The organism is Roseovarius sp. MBR-79 (assembly GCF_053628555.1).
In genome coordinates this window covers 53,161-79,764 of record NZ_JBRJGP010000009.1, presented here as the reverse complement: position 1 = coordinate 79,764, position 26,604 = coordinate 53,161, and the positions used below count along the sequence as shown (strand labels likewise).

The following is a 26,604-nucleotide window of genomic DNA, read 5'->3' as shown; positions in this document are numbered from 1 at the left end:
GTCGCCATGTCCTCCGCGCCGCTCGCCCTCTCGCTGATCCTGCCCTTCGCGGCAATCTTTGCCTATGCGGGGTGGCATGAATGGCGGCGGGCGCGCAAGGAGGGGCCGGGCAATTACGGCCTCGCCTACGACCCCGAGACCGACAGCACCCATGTCACGCTGCTGGACGAGGGCGAGACGGGCTATGATCCCGAAGCCGACCCCGAGGGTGACGCGGGTGCGGGTGATGACGACGAGGGCGCGGATAGAGCCAACGCCCCGCCCCACGACCACCGGTAACGCTCAGAAACAGATGAGTTCCGCCTCTGCCTGAGCGCGGCGCAGCGCCGCGACGGCATTGTCGGCCGAGGCGGCGCTGTTGAACACCGCCATGCGCTCGCCCCCCACCCGGCGCATCGAGAGCACGGTTTCCGCCGCCAGATAGTCCTCATAGGGCAGGATTGCGGCGATCTCGTCGATGGAGCACGCGCAGCGCCGCAGCGCCTCGCGGCTCTGGCCATTCATGGCCATGCAGGCGAAAACGTAATCGGCGCGCGCCTCGGTCGGGTAATCGTTAAACCGCGCCGCCATGTCCTGCGCACCCGCGCCGGTGGCCAGCAGGGCAAGAAAAAGCGCCCATCTCATGGCCTTGCCCCCTCTTTGATCAGGACCGTCTCTGCGCGGTAAGCCCCGTCGGGGGTGGAGGCCCGCAAGGAATGATACCAGCCCGGCACCGCCTCGGACATGGTTACGCTCAACTCCAGATCGGCAAAGGCCCCCATCCGCGCGCGGTTCGGGTCATCCGCGAAGGGGCGCAGCACCACGGTGCGCGTCTCGACCTCGTGGCCCGCGACCACGGCCGTGCCGTCTTGCGGCTCGATGCTCCGGCTCATCGCCTCCTTGATGCGATTGCGGATGTAGAACGGGCTGCCGCCCGCTGTCGCGGCCATGTCGCGCACCACCTGTTCGTAGAACACCATGATCATCGGATTGCCGACGCTCGCCGGAAAGCGCCCCATGAGCCGATGCCGCTCGTCCTGACGGAAATCAAGCTCGGCCATTTCCACCCCGTCTTCGACGGTAAAGCCGAGAGCGATCTCGCCCGTGGCATTCTCGGCGCTTGCGGTGTCGCGCGCGTTCTCCACCGTCCGGCGATAGGTGAGCGCGCCGCCCCGGTCGAGGTCATCGAGCGTGCCCTCGCGGAACAGCAGGTCATAGGCCGGCACCGGCTCTGCCGCCGCCATGCCGCCGCAGATCAGACCAAGGGCCAAGGCCATACGCAGGATCATCAAATATCTCCCTTTCCGGGCCCGAGCCTAGGGGATCGGGGCGCACTGTCATTTGAGACTTTTGTCGGTATCCCCGCGCGCCACACCGCCCAGTTGATCAGCGGGCGCAGATGCGCAAGCTTCACCGGCTTGGGGATCACCGCGATATCGGCGCGCGCGGCCTCGCGCCGCAGCGCCTCGGAGCGGTCCGCCGTCACCAGGATCGCAGGCAGATGCGCGCCGCAGACGTCGCGCAGCGCCGCCACCGCACCCAGCCCGGTCGCCCCGCCGTCAAGGTGGTAATCCGCCAGCACGATATCGGGCCGCATCCCGTCCTCCAGCCGCGCCAGTGCCTCGGCACCGCTGCCCGCCCCGATCACCCGCGCCCCCCAGAGGCGCAACCGCTCGGCAAAGGCAAAGAGCACATCGGGGTCATTCTCGATCATCAGAACGTGATGCGCGAACGGTCCCTCGCTCGTGGCCGGGATGAGTGCCGCCGGATCACCCCGACGCGCGCGCCAGTCCACCACATCCATCGCAATGCTGAACACCGAGCCGCGCCCCGGTGCCGAACGCACGCCGAGCGCGTGGCCCAGATGCCGACAGGCGCGGTCCACCACCGAAAGGCCAAGGCCCATGCCGGTGCCGACGCGCGCCGCACCCGCGCGGGCAAACTCCTCGAAAATCCGCGCCTGATCGGCACGTCGGATACCGATGCCGGTATCCCAGACCTCGAGCACCGCGCGCCCGCCCTGCCGCCGCGCCCCCAGAAGAACCCTGCCTCCGGTTTCGGTATACTGGATCGCATTCACCACGAGGTTCTGAATGGAGCGGTGCAGATAGACCGGGTCCGAGCGCACGACGACATGCGCGGGCACCAGGTCGAGCCGCACGCCCTTGGCCTCGGCCAAGGGCAGTTGATCGGCAAAGACACTTTCCATCAATGCGCCCAGATTGACCTCGGCGGGCGTGACCGCATCCGGGTCGGCACTGTCGAGCCGCGAGATGTCGAGAAGCGCATGCAAAAGCTGTTCGGTCGAGGAAAACGCCCGATGCAGCCGGTCCACCATCGGCAGGAGGTGCGAGCCTTGCGCCGCCTCCTGCAAGGTCGAAATGAGCAGTTTGGCCGCGTTGATCGGCTGCAAGAGATCATGGCTTGCCGCCGCCAGAAACCGGGTCTTGGAAGACACCGCCGCCTCGGCCCGCTCCTTGGCAAGGCGCAATTCCTCTTCCACCCGCGCCATTTCCTCGAATTGCTCGGTCAACCGGGCATTGGCGCGGGTCAATTCCGCCGTGCGCTCCATCACCCGGTTTTCCAGCATCTCGGTCGCCCGGCTCTCGAGCGTGACATCCTTCAATTCCACCAGAAACCCGCCATCGGGCAGCGTGTTGGCCTGCACATCCAGCACCCGGCCCTTGCCATGGCGCACGCGGCGGCGCAGCCAGCCGGTTTTCTTCAACTGCTCGCGCCAGTTGGCCACCTCGAGAAAGGCATCGTCGCGGATCAGCGCCTTCGCCTGCATGAAGCCCAACAGCCGTTCCAGCGTCGAGCCCCGGCCAAACTCGGTCATCGGCACGTCAAGGAGGTGGCGAAACTGCCGGTTCTGCATCATCACCGCCCCCTCGGGCGAGAAGGTGCAGACGCCCGAACTCATATGCTCGAACACCGCCTGAAGATAATCGGCCTGCCGGTCGATCAGCGTCTTTCGCTCTGACCGGTTCTGACGCACGATCGGCGTGATATCGGTCAGGAGCAAAACCACGTTGTCCGACGAGGTGCGCTGAAGCCCAAGCTGATACCAGATATCACCCGAAATCTCGATCAGGATCGACATGACGATCCCCGCCTCGCCGCTGCCGCCCAACTGCGCGGCAGGGCGGTGGATCTTGCGGTCGGTCGAGACAAGGTGGCGGCTCTGCACCATCAATTCGAAATAGCCGTCAAGGCTCAGCCCGGTCCCCACCCGGTCGGCGATATCGGGCAGAAGGTTGCGAAAGAGGTCATTGCAGACGTCCAGCCGACCGTCGGTAAAGAGGGCAAAGCCCTCGTGCATGGCCGAAAGCGCCTCGTGCAGGTTGCGCCGCGTGCGCTCGCGGTCGCCGCGCATGGTCTCAAGCTCGCTTGCCGCGCGCTCCAGATCGCGGGTCTTGGCGGCGACCTGCGCCTGCAACTCGATGGCCGACTGAAAGGCGCTATAGGCCGAAAGGCTGAGTTCGTTCTGCCGGTCCGCGCGGCGCATCAGCGCGGCGATGATCCGCTCCTGTCGCTCCAGCCGCACCTCGGGCGGTTGCGATGCGTCGATCAGGCTCAAATCGGCCCGCCCCGCGCAGGCCCGAAAAACGCCACGCCGACAAAAGTCTGGTTCATGTGGACGCCGCCATGCTGCTCTCCATAGGTGTTGAAGCCCAGAACGCGGCGGGCGCGAAACACGTCCGAGACCTCGTGCGCGATCTGTTTCTGCTCGGCCTCGAGACGGCGCAGCACGCAATCGAAGCCAAGGATGAAATCGGGCGGCGCGCCTTCGGCATCACTCAGGTCAAGCCCCGCGCGCAGGTTCTCGATCATGCCGCGCCCGCGCCCCAGCGTCATGATCACCCCGTCGTCAATCGCCGCCATGAACGAGAGGGCATCGGTCTCGGTCGCATCCGCGATGGCGCGCACGTAATAGCGACCCCGGTGATGCACGAGGATCGGATTCTCGGCAAAGATGCGCGGCGAGAGATCGGCGCGCGCACAGCCCACGATGCGCGCATATTCCGGCGCGGCCGGCGCGCCGTTGATCTCGAACACGAGGCGATCCTCGGGATCTGCGCCGGTGATGACCAATTGCTCTTCGGTCGGTTGGAAATGGTCGAAATTCACCCCCTGAAAGCTGAGCGCCGTCTCGACCATGAGCACGAGCGCCGCATCCTTCATCAGCCGCCCGTCATGGAGCACGAAGGTTTCGTTGAACTCCAGCCCGTCGCCCGCCGAGCCGCCAAAGACCGGCGTATCGGGCAGCACCGTCTCGAGCGTCGAGATGAGCAGGTCCTCCTGCTTGGACATGCCGTCGGCAAAGAGAAGCGCCAGCCGGTTCCAGCCCGGCGTGTGGCGAAACTGCGCATCGAGCCGCTCCACCGCGCCCGCGATCCCGGAGATCGAGAACGGCCGCAGCCGGTCTATCAGAACCGAGGCGCAGCGGAAATGCGCGCGCGGAAAGGCCATGAGCAAGAGCGCCTCCGAGGCATAGCCCTCGGGCGTGATCTGCCCCGCCGAGGTGCAGCCGAATACCGGCACGCCCCCCATTTTCGCCGAGAGCCCGCGCGCCACCGCGCCCGCGTCGAGGCATTTGGGGATGAACACAAGCGCAAAACAGGTCGCCGCAAGGTCAACCCCGGCGACCACTTCGGCCACCGCAGCCCCGGCCTCCGCCGCCTCGGAAGTGGCGACATGGACATGCAGCGGCGGTCGGAGGCCCTCGTCGCGCATCCTCAACCGTTGAGATAGGCGCGCGTCTCGGGGTCGCCCGAGCCTTGCGCGCGGGCATTGTTGATCAAGACCGCCGCCTGCGTGCGGTTCTTGACCCCCAGCCGGTTGAGCAGCGCGGTGATATGCGCCTTGACGGTCGCCTCTGCCAGCGACAGCTCATAGGCGATCTGCTTGTTGGCCTTGCCCGCGCAGATCAGCCGCATGATCTTTTGCTGCTGCGGCGTCAGGTTGGCAAGCGCGCGGTCGGCTTCGGTATTCTCGTCATGGCGCGTCTCGAGCGCCTCCGTCAGCGCCTGTGGCACATAGCGCCCGCCCGCCCCCACCTGTGCGATGGCGCGCCGCAATTCCTGCGCCGACGCCTCCTTGGGCAGATAGCCCGCCGCCCCCTCGCGCATGAGCGCGCGCACCAGATCCGCCGAGGCAAGCGCCGAGATGATCAGCACCGGCGCACCGCCCAAACGCTCGCGCAGGCTCACGAATCCCGAGATGCCCGCCACATCCGGCAGGCGCAGGTCAAAAAGCACCAGACCGGGCGACAACCCCGCATCGAGCCGCGTCAGCGTCTCGCGCAGGCTGCCGGTCTGCACCACCTCGCAATCCGGATAGACCAGCGAAATCGCTGCCGCCAGCGCATCGCTGTAAAGCGGGTGATCGTCCACAATCAGGACGGAGGCCACAGCGGCACGGGGCCGGATTTCGGCTCTCATGGTCATTGCAACTCCTCCCTGCGCGAAACTGTATCCGCTCGCACACGAATTGCAAGCGCGCCGCAGGGCCTTCACGGTGCGGTGAGCGTCACCAGTGGCCCACGTTCTGCATGCTTGTCCACGGCTCCGCTGGCGCCAGCGCCTCGCCCGCCTGCAACAGTTCCACCGAGATGTTGTCGGGGCTGCGCACGAAGGCCATGCGCCCGTCACGCGGCGGCCGGTTGATGGTGACACCGTTCTGCTGCAAGTGGCGGCACATGTCGTAGATGTTGTCGACCTCGTAGGCCAGATGGCCGAAATGGCGGCTGTCGGACGGCAGCCCCTCATCCCCGTCCCAGTTCCAGGTAAGTTCCACCGGGCACTCTTCCTGCCCTTCGGGGGCCATGAAAACAAGGCTGAAACGCCCCCCCTCATTGTCCCAGCGCCGCGTCTCCTTCAGCCCGAGCAGGGCGAAAAACTTCATCGTCGCCTCAAGGTCCTTTACCCGGACCATGGTGTGCAGATAGCGGATTTTCATGACCAACCTCCGTTATGTCGTCTCGCGCCTCAGGATAGGCCCGCGCGCGCCGGTGTCGAGGGCGAATCCCCGCCGGCGCATTTCCTGTGGATACCACCCGATATCGGCTTGGCCGATCCAACACACGCAAGATATAGTGGAAACCGACTCATCCTCATGCCCCGAAAGGTGCCGCCATGCCCCTGACCCCGGACCAACAGGCCGAAATCGACGCCGCCCGCGCGCAGACGCATCAGACCCTGCGCGCCACAGCAGACGGGATGGAGGCACATCTCTACAAGGCCCACCCGGTTCTCGATCACGGCTTCGTGCGGGTGATCGACTATATGGGCGACGATGCCGCCATCTGTCAGGCGGCGCGCGTCTCCTACGGGCGCGGCACCAAATCGGTGCAGAATGACGAGGGGCTGATCCGCTATCTCATGCGGCACTGGCATTCGACCCCGTTCGAGATGTGCGAGATCAAGCTGCATGTCAAACTGCCCGTGTTCGTGGCGCGCCAGTGGATCCGCCACCGCACCGCGAACGTCAACGAATATTCCGCCCGCTACTCGATCCTCGACCGCGAGTTCTACATTCCCGCGCCCGAGGACCTTGCCGCGCAATCGACCACCAACAACCAGGGCCGCGGCGAGGCCCTGTCCGGCGAAGAGGCCGCGCGCGTGCTCGACATCCTGCGCGGCGATGCGATGCGCTGCTATGACCATTACGAACAGATGATCGGGCAGGAGGGCCAGCAGGGCCTTGCCCGCGAACTGGCCCGCATGAACCTGCCCGCCAATATCTATACGCAATGGTATTGGAAGGTGGACCTGCACAACCTGCTGCATTTCCTGCGCCTGCGCGCCGATGCCCATGCGCAGTATGAGATTCGCGTCTATGCCGACGCCATCTGCCGCATCACCGCCGACTGGGTGCCGTTTGCCTGGCGCGCCTTCGAGGATTACCGCATGGGCGGCGCCACGCTTTCCGCCACGGCGCTTGAGTGTGTGCGGCGGATGGTGAAGGGTGAGGAGGTGACGCAGGAGACCTCGGGCATGAGCAAGGGGGAATGGCGGGAGTTTACAAACATAATGGAGGAAAGTTAATTGCTCCATCCCGGATGATCACGTATGCCAAAGACCTTTAAGCAACCATAGGGTGGGCAGCAACCCAACTCCGCGCGGGGTGTTCGGTGTTTTGCGTGGGGGAAGCGTGGTGGGAGATCCTCGGGTCAAGCCCGAGGATGACGGCGTGGGGGGGGCGGGTGGTAAGAGATCCTCGGGTCAAGCCCGAGGATGACGGGCGATCCGAGGATGACGGGTGCCGGGGGAAAGGGGGCCGGGTGTCCCGGCCCCCGTCCCGATCAGGCCGATTTGGCGAGGTTGCGCAGCACGTAGTGCAGCACGCCGCCATGCTCGACATATTCCTTCTCGATGGCGGTATCGATCCGGCATTTGAGGGTGATCTCCTCGGTCGTGCCATCGGCGCGGGTGAGGGTGCAGGTCACCTCCTGCAAGGGTGTCACATCGGCAAGCCCCTTGATGGTAAAGCTCTCATCGCCCCTGAGCCCCAGCGACTTGCGGCTCTGCCCGCCGGTGAACTCGAACGGGATCACGCCCATGCCCACGAGGTTGGAGCGGTGGATGCGCTCGAAGCTTTCGGCGATGACCGCCTTGACGCCCAGAAGCGCCGTGCCCTTGGCCGCCCAGTCCCGCGAGGAGCCGGCCCCGTATTCGACACCGGCCACCACCACGAGCGGCACGCCCTGGTCCTGCCAGGCCATCGAGGCATCGAAAATAGAGGTCTCGGCCCCGTCCGACCCCTTGGTATAGCCGCCCTCGACCCCATCGAGCATCTCGTTGCGGATGCGGATATTGGCGAAGGTGCCGCGCATCATCACCTCGTGATTGCCGCGGCGGCTGCCGTAGGAGTTGAACTCGCGCACCGGCACCTGACGCTCGGTCAGGTAGCGGCCTGCGGGCGTGGATTCCTTGAACGAGCCTGCGGGCGAGATGTGGTCGGTCGTCACCATGTCGCCCAGAAGCGCCAGCATCCGCGCGTCCTCGATATCGGCGATGGTGCCCGGCTCCTTGGCCATGCCCTTGAAATAGGGCGGGTTCTGCACATAGGTCGATTGCGCGGGCCAGTCATAGGTCTCGCCCTCGGAGGTCTCGACCGCCTGCCATTTGTCGTCACCCTTGAAGACATCGGCATATTTCGAGCGGAACGCCTCGCGGGTGACGGTCGCCTCCACCAGTTCGGCGATTTCCTTTTGCGTGGGCCAGATATCCTTGAGATAGACCGGGTTGCCGTCGCGGTCCTGCCCCAGCGGCTCGGTCGTCAGGTCGATGTTCATGTCGCCCGCCAGCGCATAGGCCACCACCAGCGGCGGCGAGGCCAGATAGTTGGCGCGCACATCGGGGCTGATGCGGCCCTCGAAGTTGCGGTTGCCCGAGAGCACCGAGGTGGCGATGAGATCGCCCTCGGCGATGGCGTCGGAAATCTCCGCCTGCAAGGGACCGGAATTGCCGATGCAGGTGGTGCAGCCATAGCCCACGAGGTTGAAGCCGATGGCGTCGAGATCCTCTTGCAGCCCCGCCGCCTCGAGATAATGCGACACGACCTGCGAGCCGGGCGCGAGCGAGGTCTTGACCCAGGGCTTGCGCGTGAGGCCAAGCGCCCGCGCCTTGCGCGCCACCAGACCGGCACCGATCATGACATAGGGGTTGGAGGTGTTGGTGCAGGACGTGATCGAGGCGATCACCACCGAGCCGTCACGGATGGCATAGTCCTCGCCCTTGACCGTGACCGATTTGCGCGGGTCGGGCGCAACGGCCGTGGCGGGGCCTTCGGCGTCCATGTCCGCGGCGGCGGCACTCGCATCCTTGCCGCGATATTCGCAGACCACGTCAAGGAAAGAGGCGGCGGAACGATCGAGGGTGACGTAATCCTGCGGGCGCTTCGGCCCCGAGATGGCCGGCACGATGGTGCCCATGTCAAGGCTGAGCGTGTCGGTATAGACCGGCGCATAATCCGAATCGCGCCAGAACCCGTTTTCCTTGGCATAGGCCTCGACCAGCGCCACGCGATCCTCGTCGCGACCGGTATTGCGCAGGTAGCGCAGGGTCTCGTCGTCGATCGGGAAAAAGCCGCAGGTGGCACCGTATTCGGGGGCCATGTTGGCAATGGTCGCGCGATCCGCCAGCGGCAGATGATCGAGTCCCGCGCCGTAAAATTCCACGAACTTGCCCACCACGCCCTTCTTGCGCAGCATCTGCACGACCTTGAGCACCAGATCGGTGCCGGTGGTGCCCTCGACCATCGCGCCGGTCAGCTCAAAGCCCACAACCTCGGGGATCAGCATGGAAATCGGCTGTCCCAGCATGGCCGCCTCGGCCTCGATCCCGCCCACGCCCCAGCCCAGAACGGCCACGCCGTTGATCATGGTGGTGTGGCTGTCGGTGCCCACCAGCGTGTCGGGATAGGCCACGGTCTCGCCGTTCTGGTCCTCGTCGGTCCAGACGGTCTGGGCCAGGTATTCAAGGTTGACCTGATGGCAGATGCCGGTGCCCGGCGGCACCACGCGGAAATTGTTGAAGGCACCCTGCCCCCATTTGAGGAACTGGTAGCGTTCCATGTTGCGCTCGTATTCGCGGTCCACGTTCATCTGGAAGGCGCGCGGATTGCCGAACTCGTCGATCATCACCGAATGGTCGATCACCAGATCGACCGGATTGAGCGGGTTGATCTGCTGCGCGTCGCCGCCCAGGGCCACGATGCCGTCGCGCATCGCGGCCAGATCGACCACGGCGGGCACGCCGGTGAAATCCTGCATGAGCACGCGCGCCGGGCGATAGGCCAGCTCACGGTTGGCGCGGCCCCCGTTGGCGGCCCATTCGGAAAACGCGCGGATGTCGTCGAGCGAGACGGTCTTGCCATCCTCGAATCGCAGCATGTTTTCCAGCACGACCTTGAGGGCGGCGGGCAGGCGCGAGAAATCACCCAGACCAGCGGCCTCGGCGGCCTTGATCGAGTAATAGGAGACGGAAGTGCCGCCGACGCGCAGCGTCTTGCGGGTCTTGGCGCTGTCTTGTCCGACTGTGATAGGCATGGGGTGCCGTCCTTTCATGGTCAGGTCTGGATGACGTTTGCCCCGCTTCTGACCGATATTCCGCGCCCGATCAAGAGGCGCGCGGTGCTTTTGTATACTGTTGCACACAATTTGATCCGTGTTTCAGCTTTCCCGCACCCTGTCACGACAGCTTGAGTTGGCATTTCGCGCGGGAACGCCTAGCCTTGGACAGTCAGTTCAACAGGCCGATGCGTCAGGACCGCTCCTTCATGCGACATCTTCTTGCAAGCCTGCTTCTCGGCACTCTGCTGGCTTCCGGTGCCGCCGGGGCCGGTGAGCGCCCGGTGGTGGTGGAACTGTTCACCTCTCAAGGCTGTCCGTCCTGCCCGCCCGCCGACGACTTCTTCGAGGGGCTGGCCGCGCGCGAGGATGTGATCGCGCTGTCGCTGCATGTGGATTACTGGGACTACATCGGCTGGGAAGACACCTTCGCCAGCCCCGAGAACACCGCCCGCCAGCGCGGCTATGCCAAGGCAGGCGGGCGCAAGATGGTCTATACCCCGCAGATGGTCATCAACGGCACCGATCACGTGGTCGGCACCCGCTTTCGCGATGTGATGGCACTGATCGACAAGCACCACGAGAACGCATCGAACGGGCTATCGGTCGATGTCAGCCGCGATGGCGCCTCGCTGCGGCTTGTGGCCTCGTCACAGGCCCCGCGCGACATGCCGCTCGTGGTGCAGCTTGCCCGCTACCTGCCCGAAGAAACCGTCGCCATCGCGCGCGGAGAGAACGAGGGGCGGACGATCACCTATGTGAATATCGTCACCGACCTGATCGAGGTGGCCGAATGGGACACGCTCGGCCCGCTCGAGATGACGGTTGACTGGCCCGAGGGGGCACCGGTGGCGGTGATCCTGCAATATCCCGATTTCGGCACCATCGAGGCGGTGGCGCATCTGCGCTGAACGGCGTGGCCGGGGCAGCGACCGGCCTGAAGCCGTCTTGCGACGCCGCCTTCACGGGATCCCTCAAGTCGGGCGATACCAAGAAAGTTCAAAACTTTCTTGACCGGAATTTTTTCAAAATTCCGCAGCGCTACGCCTGCGCCGCCAGCGCCCCGGCCAGATCGCCATAACCGGTAAAGCGGTATTCATAGGCCAGACCCAGACGGCGTGCGCACTCCTCCGCCTTGGCGCGCAGCGCGGCGTCATCGGTCTGTGCCTGATAGACAAGCTTGGTATAATTGCCGAAAATCATGTCGCGCAACTCCGGGTGCCGATCAAGGCCCATGGGCCGCCATACGAAGGCATCGAACTGTCGCACCAGAAAATCGGTGAGGTAGAAGGCCGTGATCTCGTCATCATGGGCGGCGAACCGGTCCACCCCTTCGTAGAACGAATAGCAATGCGGCCCGGCCACCATTTCAACGCCCATCTCGGCGCATTTCGCCTGCAAGAGGCCGCCGGTGCCGCAATCGGCATAGACCACGAAAATCCGGTCATAGGCCCCCCGCGCAAGCGCGACGGCCTTTTCCACCTCGCCGGTGATGCGCTCGGGGTAAAGGTGCAGCTTGGCGGGAAGGCATTGCAGGTCCATGTGATGCCAGCCGTTGAGGCGCTTGAGCGCGAGAATCTCATGCGCGAGCGCGCCGCAGGCGATGAGCAGGATGCGCCCCTCGCCATCGGCGGCAAGCCCCGTCTCGGTCAGGTCGCGGTCGCTCGGGCCATCCATGCCCCACCTCCCCGAATGCCAACGGCCCGCACGGATGGCGGGCCGTCCTGCGCCTTGTGCAGCGCTCAGCCCGCAGCCAGACGGTTGTGCTTGCGGGCCATGTAGTCCTTGGCCGTCTCCACCGCCACGGCGGCGTCGCGGCAATAGGCGTCCGCACCGATGGCGCGCCCGAATTCCTCGTTCAGCGGCGCGCCGCCCACAAGGATGATGTAATCATCGCGCTTGCCCTGTTCCACAAGCGTGTCGATCACGACCTTCATATAGGGCATGGTCGTGGTCAAGAGCGCCGACATGCCGAGGATATCCGCGCCTTCGGTTTCCAGCGCCTCAAGGTAATTGTCGACCGGGTTGTTGATCCCCAGATCGACCACCTCAAAGCCCGCCCCCTCCATCATCATGCCGACAAGGTTCTTGCCGATGTCGTGGATGTCGCCCTTGACGGTGCCGATCACCATCTTGCCGACACGCGGCGCGCCGGTCTCGGCCAGAAGCGGCTTGAGAATGGCCATGCCGCCCTTCATCGCGTTGGCGGCCAGAAGCACCTCGGGAACAAAGAGAATGCCGTCACGGAAATCCTTGCCGACGATGGTCATGCCGCCCACCAGCGCCTCGGTCAGGACGCGGTAGGGTTCCCAGCCACGTCCGAGAAGAATGTTCACGCCCTCCTCGATCTCTTCCCTGAGACCGTCGTAAAGGTCGTCGAACATCTGCTGGACCAGTTCCTCATCGTCGAGGTCCGAAAGGATGATGTCGTCTTCTTGGTCGGACATGCCCGAAATCCCTGAATACTTGCGCGCGCGCGGTTGCCTGTGCGCAGCTTTCGTCAATTTGTCGCAACGCCACTTTCCGAATTGCGACGCTGCCCGAACCGCGACCGACCTATAGCGGCGATTTGCGCGGAATGTGACTGAATTATCGGCATGAAGATTATCGGTTTTTCACATGTGCCGCTTTCGCGCCCTGTGCGGATTTTCGCCAGAGCAGCTGCGATTTGCCCGGATTTCCGCCGATCACGGGGCGCTGTCGGGGTTGTGCGCCGCCCGGGGCTTTTGTCGCGCGGGGGATGGCCCATCTTGACAGGAGACGAGCACGAAAGGACGCGACAATGCGCACGATACTCATTCTGATGCAGGCCGGATTTCTGAGCGCCATGGCGGTTATCGGGGCGGCCAGCGCCGAGAAGCCTAGCTGTCAGCTTCCCGCCCCGACCGCGCAGCACTGCGAGGTGACGCAGTGACGGCCCTTACCGCGCCGCCTCGATTGCCGGACGGATCGTGCTTTCCAGAACCCGCTCCGTGATCGGCCCGGCAAAGCGCAGCACGATATTGCCCTGCCCGTCGATCACATAGGTTTCCGGCACGCCGTAAACGCCCCAGTCAAGCGCCATGCGCCCGCTCTCATCCGCGCCCATGGCGGCATAGGGATTGCCCAGTTCCGCCAGAAACCCGAGTGCGTTGGCGGGCTTGTCCTTGTAATTCACGCCGTAGATCGTCACCCCTTCGGCGGCAAGGCCCGTCAGGTTGGGATGCTCGACCCGGCAGGGCGCGCACCAGCTTGCCCAGTAATTCACCAGCTTGACCCCCGGCACGCGCAGATCGGCATCGTGCAACAGCGGTCCCTCCCCCAGCGGCGTGACCTGCACCGCAGGCGCGGGCCGCCCCGCCAACGCCGTGGGCAACTCGTTGGGATTCTCGCGCTGAAGCCCCACCAGCGCCAGCGCCGCAAAACCCCCGAAGACGATCAGCGGGGCCAGCATCAGGGGTTTAAACATCGGTCTTCCTCCGGCCCTCAACCTCATCGAGCGCGCGGCGCACGCGGGCCGAGCGGCGCAGGCTGGCCCAGACCAGCCCGGCGATGAGCAAGAGCGACACGCCATAAGAGGCCAGCACCGGCACCGCGTATTTGCCCAGATCGGGGATCATGCCTGCATCCTTTCCCGCGCCAGAAGCGCACGCATCCGTCTTGCCCTTATTTCGGTGCGCGTGCGCATCAGCACAAGCGCGACGAAAAGAAGCACAAAGCCCGCGATGGAGACCAGCAGCGGATGCCAGAACACATCGGCCACGTTCTCCTTCTTGTCGAGGCTGAGCGAGGCACCCTGATGCAGCCCCTGATTCCAGAAATTGACCGCATAGCGGCTCAGGAGCGCAAAGACCGAGCCGACAAGGCAGAGGATCGAAGTGAGGTCCGCCGCCGTATCATCGTTCTCGATCGCCTCCCAGAGCGCGATATAGCCGAGGTAGAACAGGAACAGGATGAGAAACGAGGTCAGGCGCGGGTCCCAGGCCCACCACGTCCCCCACATCGGCTGCCCCCAGAGCGCGCCGGTCGCAAGCGCAATCAGCGTCATCACCATGCCCACAGGGGCGGCGGCGCGGGCGGCCAGGGCGCTGACATGGTGGCGGCGCACGATCCACACCAGCGACGTGACCAGCATCATCAGCCAGGCATTGATCGCCATCAGCGCCGAGGGCACATGCAGATAGATGATCTTGACGGTCGAGCCCTGCCGGAAATCGTCGGGCGTGAAGAAAAAGCCCCAGACCAGCCCCGCCACCAACAACAGCGCCGCCAGCCACGCGACCGCAGGCAGCACGCGGTCGGTGGTCTCGATGAATTTCTTCGGGTTGGCATAGGCCCAAAGCGTGTTCAGGTTCATGGCGTGGTTCCGTTCGTCATCGCAGGTTGACCCTCAATACCGCAGCCGAGGCGAAAGGCAAAAGCGCGATCGTGCCGCAGGTGATCCCCGCCAGCAGCGCCAGCGGTGTGGTGAGCGCCATGCCCTCGGCCCCGCGCCGCGCCACCTCCGCGCCGAAAATCAGCGTCGGCACATAGAGCGGCAGCACCAGCAGGCTCAAGAGCAGCCCGCCGCGTTTCAGCCCCACGGTCAGCGCCGCGCCGAACGTGCCGATCACGCTGAGCGCGGGCGTGCCGAGCGCGAGCGACACCACAAGCCAGCCAAAGCCCCGCACCGGCAGGTTCAGAAGCACCCCCAGCACCGGTGCCGCCAGCACCAGCGGCAAGCCGGTGGTGAGCCAATGCGCCAGCGCCTTGACGCTGACGATCCCCTCCATCGGCAAGGGCGAGGTGGCCAGAAGATCAAGGCTGCCATCCTCCCAGTCGAGCGCAAGGATGCGGTCCAGCGACAAGAGGCAGGCAAGCAGCGCACCCAGCCACAGGATGCCCGGCGCGATGGTGGCCAGAAGCGCGCTTTGCGGCCCCACCCCGAACGGCACCAGCACCACCACGATCAGGAAAAACGCAAGCCCAAGGCCAAAGCCTCCGCCCGCCCGCATGGCAAGCCGCAAATCGCGCATCAGCAACGCGATCACAGGAACGCCCCGTCGAAATCATCCACCGCCAGCGGCGCGGCGCGGTAAGGGGCCAGATCGAAGATGCGCGCCTCCGGTATCCGCAGGTCGATATGCGTGGCGACAAGAGCGGCCCCGCCTTGGGCCAGATGCGCGCGCACCGCACCCGCGAACATCGCCACCGCGTCCACGTCAAGCGAGACGGTCGGCTCATCCAGAACCCAGACCCGGCGCCCCGTCACCAAAAGCCGCGCCAGCCCCAGACGCCGCTTTTGCCCCGCCGAGAGCGCCCCCGCGGGGCGGGCGGCGAGCGGACCAAGGTCAAACGCCTCGATTGCCGAAGAAATCCCCTTGGTGCCAAAGACCTGCGCCCAGAAGCTCAGGTTTTCCTCGACGCTCAGCGTGGCCTTGATCCCGTCGGCATGGCCCGCATAAACAAGGCTCTCGGGCGCGGCCTCGACCGACCCCGACAGCGGCGGCTGCAACCCCGCCACCGTGCGCAGCATCGTCGTCTTGCCGATCCCGTTCGGGCCGCGCAGAACCAGCGCCTCGCCAGCGGCCAGCCGCAGGCTCACCCCTTCCAGCACGGGGATCCCCCCGCGCGCCACGCTCAGATCACAGACGCTCAGCACCATGCGCCCTGCCTAGCCCAAAGCCCGCGCCGCGAAAAGCGCCAAAGCCCGCGCCGCATGTCACACCGGCAGCGCCGCAAGCGCGACCCGGCGGCCCTCGGACAAAAGCACGTTATAGGTGCGGCAGGCGGCGGGCGTGTTCATCGGCTCGACACCGATGCCCGCCCCCTCCAGCGCGGACCGCAAGGCGGGCGGCAGATGCGCCATGTCCGCCCCGGTGCCGACAAAGATCACATCCACCTTGCCCCGGAGCGCCAGCAGTGGGGCCGTGTCCGCGACCCCCGCCCAGGAGTGGGCCGATACTGCCGTGACCAGCATCGCCCCCTCGATCACGCCGCCGCCCACGCGGAAAAATCCCGGCCCGTAGCCCTCGACCGGGGTCGCGCCGGGGAATGTGATCTCGGTCATGCGCATGGGATCCTCCCTATGTCCAGACGGGCAGCCCGCTCAGAACGGCGAGCGCTATGACGCCATAAGCCGCCCAACGGTAAAGCCGCTGATGGCGCGGGTCAAACAGCCGCTGGCCGATCAGCGATGTAACGAAATAGGGCACGGCCAGCGTCAGGGCCAGCACGAAAACCGCCCCCTCGACTGCGCCGCGCAGCAGCAGATTGGCCACGATCACCACGTCGAGCGCGGCCAGAAACAGGATCGTGTTGGCCCGCACGGTCTGCACCATGGCCTGACCGGCAAGGTAGAAGAGGATCACGACCGGCCCGGTCAGCCCTGTCAACCCGCCGATCACCCCCGCCACCGCGCCGATGGCAAGGAGCATGGGGCGGCCCACCACGCCCGAAAACCGCCAGCCCCCGACGAGTGCCACCAGCGTGCCCCCCGCCACCGCCGCCACGATCCACCGGATCGTGACCGGATCAAGCCGCCCCATGAGCCACAGCCCCAGCGGCACCGTCACCAGCGCGGCAAGGGCCAACAGCCCCACCTCGGCCCGGTCCGCCTGTCCCCAGGCGCGCGGCAAAAGGGCCGATGTGCTGGCGATTCCCGTCAGCGTGATCACCGCCACCACCATCTGCGGGGGCAGGAACATCCCTGCCACCGGCACGAAAATCAGCGCCGTGCCAAAGCCGGTGAACCCGCGCACGACCCCCGCCACCGAAATGGCAAGGATCAGCCAGACCAGCCCCGGCGTGGCGAGAACCCCCGCCAGCGCCTCAGGCATCTATGTTGGCGAATTGCGTCCCGGCATTGGCATCGGGCTTGGACCAGTCGCGCGTGACCCCCAGCCACATGAGCACGGTCGAGGCCACGAAGATCGACGAATAGGTGCCCACCACCACACCCCAGATCATCGCAAAGACAAAGCCCCGGATCACGTCGCCGCCCAGCACGTAAAGCGCGATCAGCGCCAGAAGCGTCGTGACCGAGGTCATCATCGTGCGGCTCAGCGTCTCGTTGATCGAAATGTTGAGCACCTCGCGCAGGGATTTCTGCTTGTATTTGCGCAGGTTCTCACGGACGCGGTCGAACACCACCACGGTATCGTTGAGCGAATAGCCGACAATGGTGAGAAGCGCCGCGATGATCGCCAGATCGAACTGGATCTGCAATTCCGAGAACACGCCCACCGTCAGCGCCACGTCATGCACCAGCGCAATGACCGCCCCCACGGCGAACTGCCACTCGAACCGCAGCCAGATGTAGAAGAGCACCGCCCCGATGGCGAGCGCCACCGCGATCACCGCCGCCGTGATCAGCTCGCCCGAGACCTTGGGTCCGACGCTTTCAACGGAGGTGAACTGAATGTCCTGCACCGCCTGCTGCAAGGCCGCCTCGACCTGCGCGATCACCTCGGGCGCGACGCTCTCGGTCTCGTCCTGCGCCTGGATGCGCACCATGGCCACGTTTTCCTCGGGGCCAAAGGTCGGGTCGAACACCTCGGCGATGCTGATATCGCCCAAGCCCAGATCGGAGATGGCAGCACGGTATTGGCCCACATCGACCGGCTGCGCGCTCTGGGTGCGGATGGTGGTGCCACCCTTGAAATCAATCCCGAAATTCAGCCCCTGGATGGCGAAGGAGCCAAGAGCCACAAGGATCATCACCCCCGAGATGCCCAGCCACAGCTTCCAGCGGCCAAAGAAATCTATCGACGTCACCTCGGGCACCAACCGCAGCGCGCGGCCCTGCAACACGGTCTTGGGGCGCTTGCGCTCGAACCAGATCACCGCGATCAAGCGCGTGACGAAAAGCGCGGTAAAGACCGAAGTCAGGATGCCCAGGCCAAGCGTGATGGCAAAACCGCGCACCGGCCCCGACCCCATGGCAAAGAGGATGAGCGCGGTCATGAAGGTGGTGATATTGGCGTCCACGATGGCGCTCATCGCCTTCTCGTAGCCCAGCTCGATGGCGCGCGCCGCGCCCTTGGCCGTCTTCATCTCTTCTTTAATGCGCTCGAAGACCAGCACATTGGCATCCACCGCCATGCCGATGGTCAGCACGATCCCCGCGATCCCCGGCAGGGTCAGCGTCGCGCCCACAAGGCTCAGCAGGCCAAAGATAAGGCCGACGTTGATTATCAGCGCGATATTTGCAAAAATGCCGAAAATACCGTAACTCAGCATCATGTAGACCAGCACAAATGCAAAGGCTACGATACTGGCGACCTTACCCGCCGCGATACTGTCTGCCCCCAATTCAGGCCCGATGGTCCGCTCCTCAAGGAATTCCAGCCCCGCAGGCAGTGCCCCCGCGCGCAAGAGCACCGCCAGTTGCGTGCTGTCCTCGACGGTGAAACGGCCCGTGATGATGCCCGAGCCGCCCGGAATGTGGCTCTGGATCACGGGGGCCGAAATCACCTCGCCGTCGAGCACGATGGCAAAGGGATTGCCGATATTCTGCGCAGTATAATCACCGAATTTGCGCGCGCCGGTCGGATTGAAGCGGAACGACACCGCAGGGCGCCCGTTCTGGTCGAAATCGGGCTGCGCATCGACCAGCTCCTCGCCCGTGACCACCGGCGCGCGCTCGAGAATGTAAAATGTCCCCGGCTCGTCGATAGAGGGCAGGATCTCGTTGCCCGGTCCGGGGGCTTCATCGGGATTGCCGCTGCGGCTCACGACCGGCTGAAAGGTCAGTTGCGCCGTGGTGCCGATCAGCGCCTTCAACTCCGCCGCCGAGCCGATGCCCGGCACCTGAATAAGGATTCGATCCGCCCCTTGCCGCATGATCGTCGGCTCGCGCGTGCCCACCTCATCGACACGGCGCCGGATGATCTCGAGCGACTGGCGCATGGTGCGCTCGTCGGTGGCGCGCTGCTCGGCCTCGCTCAGGCGCACGATGATGTCGGCCCCCTGGGTGGTCACGTCGATGTCGCTCGCGCCCACCCCGGTGAGCGTGGTGACGGGCCGCGCAAGGCCGCGCACCAGCGCCGCCGCCTCGCTTGCCATTTCGGGCCGCTCGACAAGGCGCACGCGCAATTCCGGCCCCTGCGCGGGCTGAAGGCGGATCGGCCCGACGCGGTCGCGCTCCTCTCTCAGCAGGTCGCGCACCTCGGGCCACATGCCCTCCAGCCGCGCCTGATAGACATCGCCCACCTTGACCTCGGCCAGAAGATGCGCGCCCCCCCGCAGATCAAGCCCGAGATTGACCAGCCCCGAGGGAAGCCAATCGGGCCAGAGCGCGAGATCATCGGCCAGCCCCGCCGGATCGGCCCCCGCCTCGACCAGGGCTGCGGCGTCGTTATGCCGCTCGACCTTGGTATAGAACCCGTTCGGCAGCGCCAGAAGCAGCCCGAGCGCCACAACCGCCCAGATCGTCACACGTTTCCACAGGTCGATTTGCAGCATGATCGGGCCTTTTCAGAGGGGTCAGGGGGGCGCGGCTCAGCCTTCGGCCGGCTCGGTCTTCGAGACGACCTGCGCGATGGTGTGGCGCACCACGCGGACCTTGACGCCCTCGGCCAGTTCCACTTCGATCTCGCTGTCATCCTTGACCTTGGCCACCTTGCCGATCAGGCCGCCCTGCGTGATCACCTGATCGCCCCGGCGCAGCGCCGCGACCATGGCCTTGTGCTCCTTCATCTTCTTCTGTTGCGGGCGGATCAGCAGCAGATACATGATCGCAAATATGAGGATGAGGGGTATGAATTGCGCAAAGGCTTCCATCGGGTCGCGTCCTTCTTGATGCTGCGGGACCACCCCCGCGAATTGGCGCGAACCTAGGGGTGCGACCGGGGTTTTGCAAGGCACGAAAGGGCGCGGGCGCGCGCCCTGTCCATGCCTCGAAATCTGGTTTATCACGCGGCGTGACGATTCATCCGAGCCGAGGACCAGCCCCATGCACGATATCCGCGCGATCCGCGACAATGCCGCCGCTTTCGACGCCGCCCTCTCGCGGCGCGGTCTTGCGCCGGTCTCGGACGACATCCTAGCGCTTGACGAGGCGCGGCGCGCCCGCATCCACGCCGCCGAGAGCGCACAGGCCGAGCAGAACCGTGCCAGCAAGGACGCAGGTGCCGCCAAGGCCCGCGGCGACGAGGCCGAATTCGAGCGCCTGCGCGCGCTGGTGGCCGAGAAAAAGGCCGAGGTCGCGGCCCTGCAGACGCAGGCGCGCGATCTTGATGTGCAACTGACCGACAGGCTCATGGCGATCCCCAACCTGCCCCATGACGATGTGCCCGATGGCGCGGACGAGACCGGCAACGTGGAATTGCGCCGCTGGGGCACACCCGCCACGTTCGATTTCCCCCCGAAAGAGCATTACGAGTTGCCCGCCGTCACCGCAGGCATGGATTTCGAAGCCGCCGCCAAACTTTCCGGCGCGCGCTTCGTCGTGCTTTCGGGCGCGGTGGCACGCCTTCACCGGGCGCTGGCGCAATTCATGCTCGACACCCATATCACCGAGAACGGCCTCACCGAGACATGGACGCCGGTGCTGGTGCGCCCCGAGATGATGCAGGGCACCGGGCAGTTGCCCAAATTCGGCGAGGACAGCTATGAGACCACCAATGGCTGGTGGCTGGTACCCACGGCCGAGGTGACGCTCACCAATCTCGTCAATGGCGAGACGGTGGAGGAATCGAGCCTGCCGCGCCGCATGGTGGCGCATACGCAATGCTTCCGCTCCGAGGCCGGATCGGCAGGGCGCGACACCGCCGGAATGCTGCGCCAGCACCAGTTCGAAAAGGTCGAGATGGTCTCGATCACCCACCCCGACCACAGCCGCGCCGAATTGGACCGCATGACCGGCTGCGCCGAGGGCATCCTCGAGCGGCTTGGCCTGCCCTATCGCACCATCGTGCTCTGCACCGGCGACATGGGCTTTGGCGCACGCCGCACCCATGACATCGAGGTCTGGCTGCCGGGGCAGAACACCTACCGCGAAATCTCGTCGGTCTCGGTCTGCGGTGATTTTCAGGCGCGCCGCATGAACGCCCGCTTCAAACCGCAAGGCGGCGGCAAACCCGAATTCGTCCACACGCTCAACGGCTCGGGTCTCGCGGTCGGGCGCTGCCTGATCGCGGTGCTGGAGAACGGCCAGCAGGCCGACGGCTCGGTGCGCCTGCCCGACGCGCTCATCCCCTATCTCGGCGGCAAGACCCATCTGAGCGCCGCGGGCACCCTCGCCTGAGCCTCTTCTGGCCGAAAATATCCTCGGGGGGGCCGCCCGCAGGGGCGGCGGGGGGCAGACAGCCCCCCTACCCGCTTGCCAATGCCGGGCGCGGGCTGTGGCGGGTGCAAAGCTGGCCGATCTCGAACGGCGCAAGGCTCATCGCCACGCAGGCGCAATAGCCGCCCTGGCCGCGCTCCTCGTAATGGGTGCAGCTACCGCAGGTCCCGATTCCCTCGGCCCCGCGCATCTCTGCCAGCCGCGCCACGAGATCGGGCAAGAGCCGTCCAAGCGCATCCCGCTCCGCCGGGGCCAGCCCGCCGATGGCGCGGCTCAGGTGCCGCAGCGGGTCATGAGCAAGCACCATGTGCCCTGCTTCTGTCACGTCAAAGAGCACGCTGCGCCCGTCATTCGCGCAGCGCCGCCGCGCCAAGAGGCCCCGCGCCTCCAGCGTCTTGAGGGTCTGCGAGGCGGTGCCGCGCGTCGTCGCCTGGAAACTGGCAAAGGCAGAGGGCGTGCGCGAGGTGCGATTGGCGCGCGCGAAAAACCGCAGTGCGGTCCATTGCGCCGCCGTCATCTGCGCCCCGCCCGCCTCCTCCGCATGGCTCGCGCGCGCCACATGCAGCAGAAGTTCGGCCAGGGTCGCGGGGTCGGGTTGGGTCTCGTGCACCATGGGATTATAATAGCGAAACGAAATTGGTTTGACCAGAGCGCGCGGCGCAGATAGTTTCGATTCGAAACCATAACCAGCGCAGCCCCGCCATGAACAAACCCTACTTCCCCCCCGACCGTCAGCGCCGCCCGCGCCGGTCCAGCCCTGCCCTTCTGTCGCAGGAAGAGGAGGCGCGGCTGGCCCGCGCCTGGCGCGAGACGGGTGACGTGGCGGCGCGCAACCGGCTTGTGACCGCCTTCGAGCCGCTGGCGCACGCCATGGTCGCGCGCTTTACCCGCACCCGCTCGCAGGCCGATCCCGACCTCATGCAGCAGGCCTTTATCGGGCTCATGCGCGCGGTGGACCGGTTCGAACCGGATCGCGGCATCCGGTTCGCCACCTATGCTGTCTGGTGGATTCGCGCCGAATTGCAGGATTACCGGATGCTCAACTGGTCGCTGGTGCGGCGCGGGCGCTCGGCGCGGGCGCGGCAGGCCTTCTTTCAGCTTGGCGCCATCGAGGAAACCATGCCGCCCCATCCCGGCGAGAGCGCGCAAGACCGCGATGCCCGCATCGCCCGTGCGCTTGGCACCACGCCCGACACGCTGACCGAGATGCGGGCGCTTTTCGGCCATGGCGACGCCTCGCTCAATGCGCCGGTGACCGAAGAGGGCAACGAGGCGCTCGAGCTTCTGCCCGATCCGAACACCGATACCGAGGCGGCCTATGCCGAAACCGAGGCGCGCGCCCGCCTGCGCGCCGGGATGATCCGCCATTTCCATGCGCTGCCCGAGCGCGAGCGGCGCATCGTGGTCGCCAATGTCTTGCAAGACCCGCCGCTCACCCTCAACGATCTGGCGGCGATCCACGGCATCTCGCGCGAGCGGGTGCGCCAGTTGCGCGAGCGCGGGCTGGAGCGGCTGCGCGACCGGATGGGCGCGGATGACGGGATGCTCAGCCTTGCCTGATCCCTACTCTGCCGCGATGGTCTCTGTCCGATGCGCGCGCGGAAACGGCACCAGACGCCCCTGCTGCTCATCCCAGAGCTTGAGGGAGAAACTGCGCAACGCCTCGGGCCAGCGGATCGGCTCGTGGCTTTTGAGGTGATCGGGCAGGTCATTCTGACAGCGACGCAGATTGTAGGACGGAATGCCCGGATTGTAATGGTGCAGGTCGTGGTAGGCGATATTGCCCGAGCCCAGATCCCAGAGCCACCCCAGATCGAGCGAGCTTGACCCCACCAGCGTTGCCTTGCGGAAATCGAGCTCCGGCTTGCGGTCCCAATAGGTCTCTTCGAAATTGTGCTGAAGATAGACCATGAACACGCCGATCACCCCCCCGAGCGCGGCGCTGGCCAACACCAGCACCAGCGCGCCCGCCCCTAGCAGCGCCCAGACCGCCAGCAGGGAAAGCCCCAGCGCCACATTATGCGCGATCACGCCCAGCGCCCCCACCCGCGCGGTATTGCGCGGCCAGCGATAGGCGAGGAAATAGGTATAGACCGACCCCACGGGCAGCATCACCAGCGGGTTGCGATAGAGCCTGTACCACAGCCGCCGATACCACGGGGCCGCCTGCCATTCGCGCACCGTCATGGTGTAGATCTCGGTCGTCTCGCGGTGGTCGAGATTGCCGAGATAGGCGTGGTGCTGATTGTGATTGTATTGCATCACCCGGTAGGGCGTGAGCGAGAACACCGACAGCGCATGGCCCGCCGCATCGTTGAGCCAGCGCGTCGCAAACAGCGAATGATGTCCGCAATCATGCTGAAGCACGTAAAGCCGGACCGAGGCGAAAGCCATCAGCACCACCAGCGGCACCGCAAGCGGCCAGTGCCCGCCCCCCACAAGCCCCGCCGCGCCCCACAGCGCGGCACCATAGGCCGCGAGCGTGCCCAGAAAGGACAGCGCGCCGCGCAGATCGCTCTTGCGGGTATAGGGTTTCAGAAAGGCGCGCAGCTCGGCCGTCGTGTCGCTCGCGGTCATTGTCCCCCCTCCGGTATTGCACAGAGTTTAACCGATGGTCTAACGGGATAAATTGAATTTGCCGTGACCTTAATCAACCACTTGACGGGAAAAATCTCAGTGGAAAAATCTCAGTGACAGTGCACCTGCCCGGTCTTCTTTTCCATGTGGCAGCACTGGCCGGGAGGCGAGCTTTTGCGGCAGCCGCCGCCGTGCTCGTAAACCGTCACGCCTTGCCCGAGCGTCGCCACGGTTTCGGCACGCACCACGTCAGCGCCCCAACCCGATAAAAGCAGCGCCGCGATGGCCGCCCAAACCCCTGAATATCTGTCCATAACCACTCCTCTGCCCTCCGGCTGCGGCCCAATGCCCCCCTGACGAATGGCAAAAGGTTAACAACAAATCAGCCCGCCGAGAAGCCCGCCTTCGTCAGACCGCCTCCGCCGCCACCGCCCGGATGCGCCCGATCATCGCGCGCACCCCGTTGGAGCGCTGTGCCGAAAGATGCTCGTCCAGACCCAGCCGCGCCAGTTCGGCCTGGGCATCGACGCGGCCCACCTCGGCCAGCGGCACACCGTTATATAGCGCGCGCAGCACCGCGATGAGGCCGCGCACGATCATCGCGTCGCTGTCGCCGTCGAACGAAAACCGCCCGTCCTCGATGCGTGGATGCAGCCAGACCTGACTGGCGCAACCCTCGACCTTGGTGGCGGGCACCTTGAGCGCATCGTCCAGCGGGGCCATGTCGCGGCCCTTGTCGATCACATAGCGATAGCGGTCTTCCCACTCGTCCAGAAACTCGAAATCCGCCACGATCTCTTCGAATGCCTCGCTTGCCATGCCGCTCTCCCGCTCTGTCGGGCAAGACCTAAGGCCGGGGTCGCGGCAGGTCCAGCCCTCGCTTGCATCTTTTCAAGCGCGCGGCCATAGGGTAGGCAAGTCACGGATCGTGGTGAGGGCATCGGGCATGAAGCGACGGGTTTTTCTTGGGCTTGCGGCGGCGGGCGTGCTGGCGGGATGCGGCGCAGGCCGGGAGCGTCCGCGCCGTCGCGGCCTCTTTTCTGGCCGGCGCGCGCGCCGCACCGCCGAGGCAGAGGCCGAGAATACCAACCCCCTGATTCCCGAGCGCGACGAAGAAGAAGGCATCTTCGCCTCGATGCAGCGCCGCCGACGTGACCCGCCCTATGAGGGCACCCCCGTCGCGGCGATCACCAATGCCGAACTCAAGCCCGCCTCGGGCGGTGTGCTGCTGCGGGTCGAGGGGCTGACATTGCGCCAGGGCGCGTTCGACGTGCGCCTCATCCCCGACCATCCCGAGGGCGAGGCCATCGACGGCGTGATCGGCTACGAGCTTCGCGCCGAACAGCCCGAGGATACCCCACAGGGACCCGAGCGCGCGCGCAGGATTCTGGCAGCGGTGTTCATCTCGCGCAAGAAACTCGAGGGCGCGCGCGAAATCCGCGTGCGCGGCGGGCAGAACGAGCAGGTGATCCGCCTCTGACGCGCCCATGCATGTTGCTCAAAAGTGGGAACCGGTTTTGAGCTTCTCGAACATGCGAAATCAATAAGTTAGAGCGGCACGGCCTCGACCGTGTCGCCGCGCACCACCAGCCCCACCTCGCCCGCGCAAAGCCGGAGCGCGTCGGCACCGAACACATCGCGCCGCCAACCCGAAAGTGCCGCCACATCGCGCCCGCCTGCGGCCAGATGGTCCAGATCGGCGGCGCTGGCAATCAGCTTGGACGCCACGCCGGACGCCTCGCTGCGCGCCTTCAGAAGCACGCGCAGCATGTCGGCAATCGCCGGATTGGCCGGGGCCCGCGCCTCGTCCTCGACGCGCGGCAGGGCCTCGGGCGGGCAGGCCAGCGCCGCCTTCACGGCGGCAAGGATCCCCTCGGCGATCTCGCCCTTGCGCGCCTCGCGCAGCAGAAGCCGCGAGCGGCCCAGATCGTCGAGCGTCTGCGGCTTGGTCGCGGCCAGTTCCAGAAGCGCGTCATCCTTGCAGACGCGGCTCCTCGGCACGTCGCGCGCCTGCGCATAGGTTTCGCGGAACCGCGCCAACTCGCGCAGGATGGCAAGGAATTTCGGCGCAGTGTTGCGGGTCTTGACGCGGCGCCACGCCTCATCGGGATCGGTGCGATAGGTCTCGGGGTTGGTCAGCACGGCCATTTCCTCGGCCACCCATTTCGTGCGCCCCGTGCTCTCGATCTTGCGGGCAAGGAATTCGTAGATCTGGCGCAGATGCGTCACATCGGCCAGGGCATAGACCATCTGCGCCTCGGTGAGCGGGCGGCGCGACCAGTCCGTGAACCGGGAGCTTTTGTCCACCGTGCCCTTGGCGATGCGCTTGACCAGCGTCTCGTAGCCTGCCTGCTCGCCGAAGCCGCAGACCATCGCGGCCACCTGCGTATCAAAAAGCGGCGCCGGGATCACGCCCGCATCCACCTGGAATATCTCAAGATCCTGCCGCGCGGCATGGAACACCTTGACCACGTTCGGATCGCGGAAAAGCTCGTAGAGCGGCTCAAGCGACAGCGCCGCACCGCCCGCAATCGGATCGACCAGCACCGCACCCTCATCGCCCTTGCCGGGCATGGCCAGTTGCACGAGGCACAGCTTGGAATAATAGGTCCGCTCGCGCAGGAACTCGGTATCGACGGTGACATAATCGTGCCCGCGCGCCGCCGCGCAGAACGCGGCAAGTGCCTCGGTGGTGGTGATGGTCTGCATACCTGCCCTTTGCTTTCAA

General features: G+C 65.7%; 30 protein-coding genes. 7 read left to right on the top strand and 23 right to left on the bottom strand.

Annotation, left to right across the window (positions count from 1 at the left end):
* Positions 1-6 precede the first annotated feature (6 nt).
* The gene (locus ACSSV8_RS11005; RefSeq protein WP_354537356.1) at positions 7-279 is read left to right on the top strand and encodes a hypothetical protein; all 273 of its coding nucleotides are present in this window, start codon (positions 7-9) and stop codon (positions 277-279) included.
* 3 nt (positions 280-282) lie between these two features.
* On the opposite strand, the gene ACSSV8_RS11000 is transcribed toward ACSSV8_RS11005, so the two are convergent.
* The 6 genes from ACSSV8_RS11000 to ACSSV8_RS10975 all read right to left on the bottom strand — a co-directional run bounded on the left by ACSSV8_RS11000 (position 283) and on the right by ACSSV8_RS10975 (position 5,940).
* Positions 283-624: a hypothetical protein gene (locus tag ACSSV8_RS11000; RefSeq protein WP_354537357.1), complete on the bottom strand. Its 342-nt coding sequence runs from the start codon at positions 622-624 to the stop codon at positions 283-285.
* Positions 621-1,268 (bottom strand): hypothetical protein, encoded by a 648-nt coding sequence (locus tag ACSSV8_RS10995; protein WP_354537358.1) that lies wholly within the window; start codon positions 1,266-1,268, stop codon positions 621-623. Before ACSSV8_RS10995 ends, ACSSV8_RS11000 begins: the two co-directional genes overlap by 4 nt.
* Entirely contained in the window at positions 1,268-3,559 is a 2,292-nt protein-coding gene (locus ACSSV8_RS10990) for a PAS-domain containing protein (protein WP_454282450.1), read from the bottom strand. The genes ACSSV8_RS10995 and ACSSV8_RS10990 overlap by 1 nt, the downstream gene beginning before the upstream one ends.
* Positions 3,556-4,716, bottom strand: a complete 1,161-nt coding sequence (locus ACSSV8_RS10985) for an FIST N-terminal domain-containing protein (RefSeq protein ID WP_354537360.1) — start codon at positions 4,714-4,716, stop codon at positions 3,556-3,558. The genes ACSSV8_RS10990 and ACSSV8_RS10985 overlap by 4 nt, the downstream gene beginning before the upstream one ends.
* A 2-nt stretch (positions 4,717-4,718) precedes the next feature.
* Complete coding sequence (locus ACSSV8_RS10980; RefSeq protein ID WP_454282449.1) at positions 4,719-5,429, bottom strand: LuxR C-terminal-related transcriptional regulator; 711 nt, start codon at positions 5,427-5,429, stop codon at positions 4,719-4,721.
* A gap of 82 nt (positions 5,430-5,511) precedes the next feature.
* On the bottom strand, positions 5,512-5,940 hold the full coding sequence (locus ACSSV8_RS10975) for a VOC family protein (RefSeq protein WP_454282448.1): 429 nt from the start codon (positions 5,938-5,940) through the stop codon (positions 5,512-5,514).
* Between the two features lie 176 nt (positions 5,941-6,116).
* Between ACSSV8_RS10975 and thyX the strand changes: the two genes are divergently transcribed.
* Positions 6,117-7,028, top strand: a complete 912-nt coding sequence (gene thyX, locus ACSSV8_RS10970) for an FAD-dependent thymidylate synthase (RefSeq protein WP_454282447.1) — start codon at positions 6,117-6,119, stop codon at positions 7,026-7,028.
* A gap of 257 nt (positions 7,029-7,285) precedes the next feature.
* Here the strand turns inward: thyX and acnA are convergent, their stop codons facing one another.
* On the bottom strand, positions 7,286-10,033 hold the full coding sequence (gene acnA / locus ACSSV8_RS10965) for an aconitate hydratase AcnA (RefSeq protein WP_454282446.1): 2,748 nt from the start codon (positions 10,031-10,033) through the stop codon (positions 7,286-7,288).
* Between the two features lie 230 nt (positions 10,034-10,263).
* Here acnA and ACSSV8_RS10960 point away from each other — a divergent pair, with 230 nt between their 5' ends.
* A complete protein-coding gene (locus ACSSV8_RS10960) occupies positions 10,264-10,965 on the top strand; it encodes a DUF1223 domain-containing protein (protein WP_454282445.1) in 702 nt (233 codons plus the stop codon).
* A gap of 130 nt (positions 10,966-11,095) precedes the next feature.
* Here ACSSV8_RS10960 and ACSSV8_RS10955 read toward each other — a convergent pair whose 3' ends face one another.
* Together ACSSV8_RS10955 and ACSSV8_RS10950 are read right to left on the bottom strand one after the other, a co-directional pair.
* Complete coding sequence (locus tag ACSSV8_RS10955) at positions 11,096-11,731, bottom strand: DUF1638 domain-containing protein (RefSeq protein WP_354540453.1); 636 nt, start codon at positions 11,729-11,731, stop codon at positions 11,096-11,098.
* 65 nt (positions 11,732-11,796) lie between these two features.
* A complete protein-coding gene (locus tag ACSSV8_RS10950; protein ID WP_354540452.1) occupies positions 11,797-12,501 on the bottom strand; it encodes a corrinoid protein in 705 nt (234 codons plus the stop codon).
* A 335-nt stretch (positions 12,502-12,836) separates the two neighbouring features.
* Between ACSSV8_RS10950 and ACSSV8_RS10945 the strand changes: the two genes are divergently transcribed.
* Positions 12,837-12,968, top strand: coding sequence for a hypothetical protein (locus tag ACSSV8_RS10945; RefSeq protein ID WP_354540451.1), 132 nt, complete (start codon positions 12,837-12,839; stop codon positions 12,966-12,968).
* Positions 12,969-12,974: 6 nt separating this feature from the next.
* Here ACSSV8_RS10945 and ACSSV8_RS10940 read toward each other — a convergent pair whose 3' ends face one another.
* Genes ACSSV8_RS10940 through yajC form a run of 9 tightly spaced genes read right to left on the bottom strand, consistent with a single transcriptional unit; the run spans position 12,975 to position 19,795 of the window.
* The gene (locus ACSSV8_RS10940; RefSeq protein WP_454282444.1) at positions 12,975-13,502 is read right to left on the bottom strand and encodes a DsbE family thiol:disulfide interchange protein; all 528 of its coding nucleotides are present in this window, start codon (positions 13,500-13,502) and stop codon (positions 12,975-12,977) included.
* Complete coding sequence (ccmD, locus tag ACSSV8_RS10935; protein ID WP_354540449.1) at positions 13,495-13,653, bottom strand: heme exporter protein CcmD; 159 nt, start codon at positions 13,651-13,653, stop codon at positions 13,495-13,497. Before ccmD ends, ACSSV8_RS10940 begins: the two co-directional genes overlap by 8 nt.
* Positions 13,650-14,390, bottom strand: a complete 741-nt coding sequence (locus ACSSV8_RS10930) for a heme ABC transporter permease (protein ID WP_354540448.1) — start codon at positions 14,388-14,390, stop codon at positions 13,650-13,652. Before ACSSV8_RS10930 ends, ccmD begins: the two co-directional genes overlap by 4 nt.
* Before the next feature lie 16 nt (positions 14,391-14,406).
* Positions 14,407-15,063 (bottom strand): heme exporter protein CcmB, encoded by a 657-nt coding sequence (gene ccmB, locus ACSSV8_RS10925; protein WP_354540446.1) that lies wholly within the window; start codon positions 15,061-15,063, stop codon positions 14,407-14,409.
* A complete protein-coding gene (gene ccmA / locus ACSSV8_RS10920; RefSeq protein ID WP_354540445.1) occupies positions 15,060-15,677 on the bottom strand; it encodes a heme ABC exporter ATP-binding protein CcmA in 618 nt (205 codons plus the stop codon). The genes ccmB and ccmA overlap by 4 nt, the downstream gene beginning before the upstream one ends.
* Before the next feature lie 57 nt (positions 15,678-15,734).
* Positions 15,735-16,088 carry an Mth938-like domain-containing protein gene (locus ACSSV8_RS10915; RefSeq protein WP_454282443.1) on the bottom strand — a complete coding sequence of 118 codons (354 nt, stop codon included), beginning with the start codon at positions 16,086-16,088 and terminating at the stop codon, positions 15,735-15,737.
* A 10-nt stretch (positions 16,089-16,098) separates the two neighbouring features.
* Entirely contained in the window at positions 16,099-16,851 is a 753-nt protein-coding gene (locus ACSSV8_RS10910; RefSeq protein ID WP_454282442.1) for a sulfite exporter TauE/SafE family protein, read from the bottom strand.
* Complete coding sequence (gene secD / locus ACSSV8_RS10905) at positions 16,844-19,477, bottom strand: protein translocase subunit SecD (RefSeq protein WP_454282441.1); 2,634 nt, start codon at positions 19,475-19,477, stop codon at positions 16,844-16,846. Before secD ends, ACSSV8_RS10910 begins: the two co-directional genes overlap by 8 nt.
* 36 nt (positions 19,478-19,513) lie before the next feature.
* Positions 19,514-19,795, bottom strand: a complete 282-nt coding sequence (gene yajC, locus ACSSV8_RS10900; RefSeq protein WP_354540458.1) for a preprotein translocase subunit YajC — start codon at positions 19,793-19,795, stop codon at positions 19,514-19,516.
* A 172-nt stretch (positions 19,796-19,967) separates the two neighbouring features.
* Between yajC and serS the strand changes: the two genes are divergently transcribed.
* Positions 19,968-21,260 (top strand): serine--tRNA ligase, encoded by a 1,293-nt coding sequence (serS, locus tag ACSSV8_RS10895; protein ID WP_454282440.1) that lies wholly within the window; start codon positions 19,968-19,970, stop codon positions 21,258-21,260.
* A 67-nt stretch (positions 21,261-21,327) separates the two neighbouring features.
* On the opposite strand, the gene ACSSV8_RS10890 is transcribed toward serS, so the two are convergent.
* Positions 21,328-21,912, bottom strand: a complete 585-nt coding sequence (locus ACSSV8_RS10890) for a MarR family winged helix-turn-helix transcriptional regulator (RefSeq protein WP_354540440.1) — start codon at positions 21,910-21,912, stop codon at positions 21,328-21,330.
* Between the two features lie 89 nt (positions 21,913-22,001).
* Between ACSSV8_RS10890 and ACSSV8_RS10885 the strand changes: the two genes are divergently transcribed.
* Complete coding sequence (locus ACSSV8_RS10885) at positions 22,002-22,859, top strand: sigma-70 family RNA polymerase sigma factor (protein WP_354540438.1); 858 nt, start codon at positions 22,002-22,004, stop codon at positions 22,857-22,859.
* Between the two features lie 3 nt (positions 22,860-22,862).
* Here the strand turns inward: ACSSV8_RS10885 and ACSSV8_RS10880 are convergent, their stop codons facing one another.
* The 3 genes from ACSSV8_RS10880 to ACSSV8_RS10870 all read right to left on the bottom strand — a co-directional run bounded on the left by ACSSV8_RS10880 (position 22,863) and on the right by ACSSV8_RS10870 (position 24,695).
* A complete protein-coding gene (locus tag ACSSV8_RS10880) occupies positions 22,863-23,876 on the bottom strand; it encodes a fatty acid desaturase (RefSeq protein WP_454282439.1) in 1,014 nt (337 codons plus the stop codon).
* 110 nt (positions 23,877-23,986) lie between these two features.
* Positions 23,987-24,190, bottom strand: coding sequence for a hypothetical protein (locus tag ACSSV8_RS10875; protein WP_454282438.1), 204 nt, complete (start codon positions 24,188-24,190; stop codon positions 23,987-23,989).
* A 94-nt stretch (positions 24,191-24,284) separates the two neighbouring features.
* Positions 24,285-24,695: a SufE family protein gene (locus ACSSV8_RS10870; protein WP_454282437.1), complete on the bottom strand. Its 411-nt coding sequence runs from the start codon at positions 24,693-24,695 to the stop codon at positions 24,285-24,287.
* A 127-nt stretch (positions 24,696-24,822) separates the two neighbouring features.
* On the opposite strand from ACSSV8_RS10870, the gene ACSSV8_RS10865 reads away from it, so the two are divergent.
* Positions 24,823-25,356 carry a hypothetical protein gene (locus tag ACSSV8_RS10865; RefSeq protein ID WP_454282436.1) on the top strand — a complete coding sequence of 178 codons (534 nt, stop codon included), beginning with the start codon at positions 24,823-24,825 and terminating at the stop codon, positions 25,354-25,356.
* Positions 25,357-25,424: 68 nt separating this feature from the next.
* Here the strand turns inward: ACSSV8_RS10865 and rnd are convergent, their stop codons facing one another.
* Positions 25,425-26,585, bottom strand: coding sequence for a ribonuclease D (gene rnd / locus ACSSV8_RS10860; RefSeq protein WP_354540434.1), 1,161 nt, complete (start codon positions 26,583-26,585; stop codon positions 25,425-25,427).
* Between the last annotated feature and the right edge of the window lie 19 nt (positions 26,586-26,604).

Bases quoted from the DNA above. Each gene is read 5' to 3' on its own strand.
- ACSSV8_RS10870 (WP_454282437.1), bottom strand. From the start codon at position 24,695: ATGGCAAGCGAGGCATTCGAAGAGATCGTGGCGGATTTCGAGTTTCTG.
- ACSSV8_RS10880 (WP_454282439.1), bottom strand. From the start codon at position 23,876: ATGACCGCGAGCGACACGACGGCCGAGCTGCGCGCCTTTCTGAAACCC.
- ACSSV8_RS10980 (WP_454282449.1), bottom strand. From the start codon at position 5,429: ATGACCATGAGAGCCGAAATCCGGCCCCGTGCCGCTGTGGCCTCCGTC.
- ACSSV8_RS10910 (WP_454282442.1), bottom strand. From the start codon at position 16,851: ATGCCTGAGGCGCTGGCGGGGGTTCTCGCCACGCCGGGGCTGGTCTGG.
- ACSSV8_RS10875 (WP_454282438.1), bottom strand. From the start codon at position 24,190: ATGGACAGATATTCAGGGGTTTGGGCGGCCATCGCGGCGCTGCTTTTA.
- serS (WP_454282440.1), top strand. From the start codon at position 19,968: ATGCACGATATCCGCGCGATCCGCGACAATGCCGCCGCTTTCGACGCC.
- ACSSV8_RS10915 (WP_454282443.1), bottom strand. From the start codon at position 16,088: ATGCGCATGACCGAGATCACATTCCCCGGCGCGACCCCGGTCGAGGGC.
- ACSSV8_RS10930 (WP_354540448.1), bottom strand. From the start codon at position 14,390: ATGAACCTGAACACGCTTTGGGCCTATGCCAACCCGAAGAAATTCATC.
- ACSSV8_RS11000 (WP_354537357.1), bottom strand. From the start codon at position 624: ATGAGATGGGCGCTTTTTCTTGCCCTGCTGGCCACCGGCGCGGGTGCG.
- secD (WP_454282441.1), bottom strand. From the start codon at position 19,477: ATGCTGCAAATCGACCTGTGGAAACGTGTGACGATCTGGGCGGTTGTG.
- ACSSV8_RS10890 (WP_354540440.1), bottom strand. From the start codon at position 21,912: ATGGTGCACGAGACCCAACCCGACCCCGCGACCCTGGCCGAACTTCTG.
- ccmA (WP_354540445.1), bottom strand. From the start codon at position 15,677: ATGGTGCTGAGCGTCTGTGATCTGAGCGTGGCGCGCGGGGGGATCCCC.
- ACSSV8_RS10950 (WP_354540452.1), bottom strand. From the start codon at position 12,501: ATGTCCGACCAAGAAGACGACATCATCCTTTCGGACCTCGACGATGAG.
- ACSSV8_RS11005 (WP_354537356.1), top strand. From the start codon at position 7: ATGTCCTCCGCGCCGCTCGCCCTCTCGCTGATCCTGCCCTTCGCGGCA.
- ACSSV8_RS10995 (WP_354537358.1), bottom strand. From the start codon at position 1,268: ATGATCCTGCGTATGGCCTTGGCCCTTGGTCTGATCTGCGGCGGCATG.
- ACSSV8_RS10865 (WP_454282436.1), top strand. From the start codon at position 24,823: ATGAAGCGACGGGTTTTTCTTGGGCTTGCGGCGGCGGGCGTGCTGGCG.
- ACSSV8_RS10940 (WP_454282444.1), bottom strand. From the start codon at position 13,502: ATGTTTAAACCCCTGATGCTGGCCCCGCTGATCGTCTTCGGGGGTTTT.
- thyX (WP_454282447.1), top strand. From the start codon at position 6,117: ATGCCCCTGACCCCGGACCAACAGGCCGAAATCGACGCCGCCCGCGCG.
- ACSSV8_RS10955 (WP_354540453.1), bottom strand. From the start codon at position 11,731: ATGGATGGCCCGAGCGACCGCGACCTGACCGAGACGGGGCTTGCCGCC.
- ACSSV8_RS10975 (WP_454282448.1), bottom strand. From the start codon at position 5,940: ATGAAAATCCGCTATCTGCACACCATGGTCCGGGTAAAGGACCTTGAG.
- ACSSV8_RS10885 (WP_354540438.1), top strand. From the start codon at position 22,002: ATGAACAAACCCTACTTCCCCCCCGACCGTCAGCGCCGCCCGCGCCGG.
- ACSSV8_RS10960 (WP_454282445.1), top strand. From the start codon at position 10,264: ATGCGACATCTTCTTGCAAGCCTGCTTCTCGGCACTCTGCTGGCTTCC.
- ccmD (WP_354540449.1), bottom strand. From the start codon at position 13,653: ATGATCCCCGATCTGGGCAAATACGCGGTGCCGGTGCTGGCCTCTTAT.
- yajC (WP_354540458.1), bottom strand. From the start codon at position 19,795: ATGGAAGCCTTTGCGCAATTCATACCCCTCATCCTCATATTTGCGATC.
- ACSSV8_RS10945 (WP_354540451.1), top strand. From the start codon at position 12,837: ATGCGCACGATACTCATTCTGATGCAGGCCGGATTTCTGAGCGCCATG.
- ACSSV8_RS10985 (WP_354537360.1), bottom strand. From the start codon at position 4,716: ATGCGCGACGAGGGCCTCCGACCGCCGCTGCATGTCCATGTCGCCACT.
- acnA (WP_454282446.1), bottom strand. From the start codon at position 10,033: ATGCCTATCACAGTCGGACAAGACAGCGCCAAGACCCGCAAGACGCTG.
- rnd (WP_354540434.1), bottom strand. From the start codon at position 26,585: ATGCAGACCATCACCACCACCGAGGCACTTGCCGCGTTCTGCGCGGCG.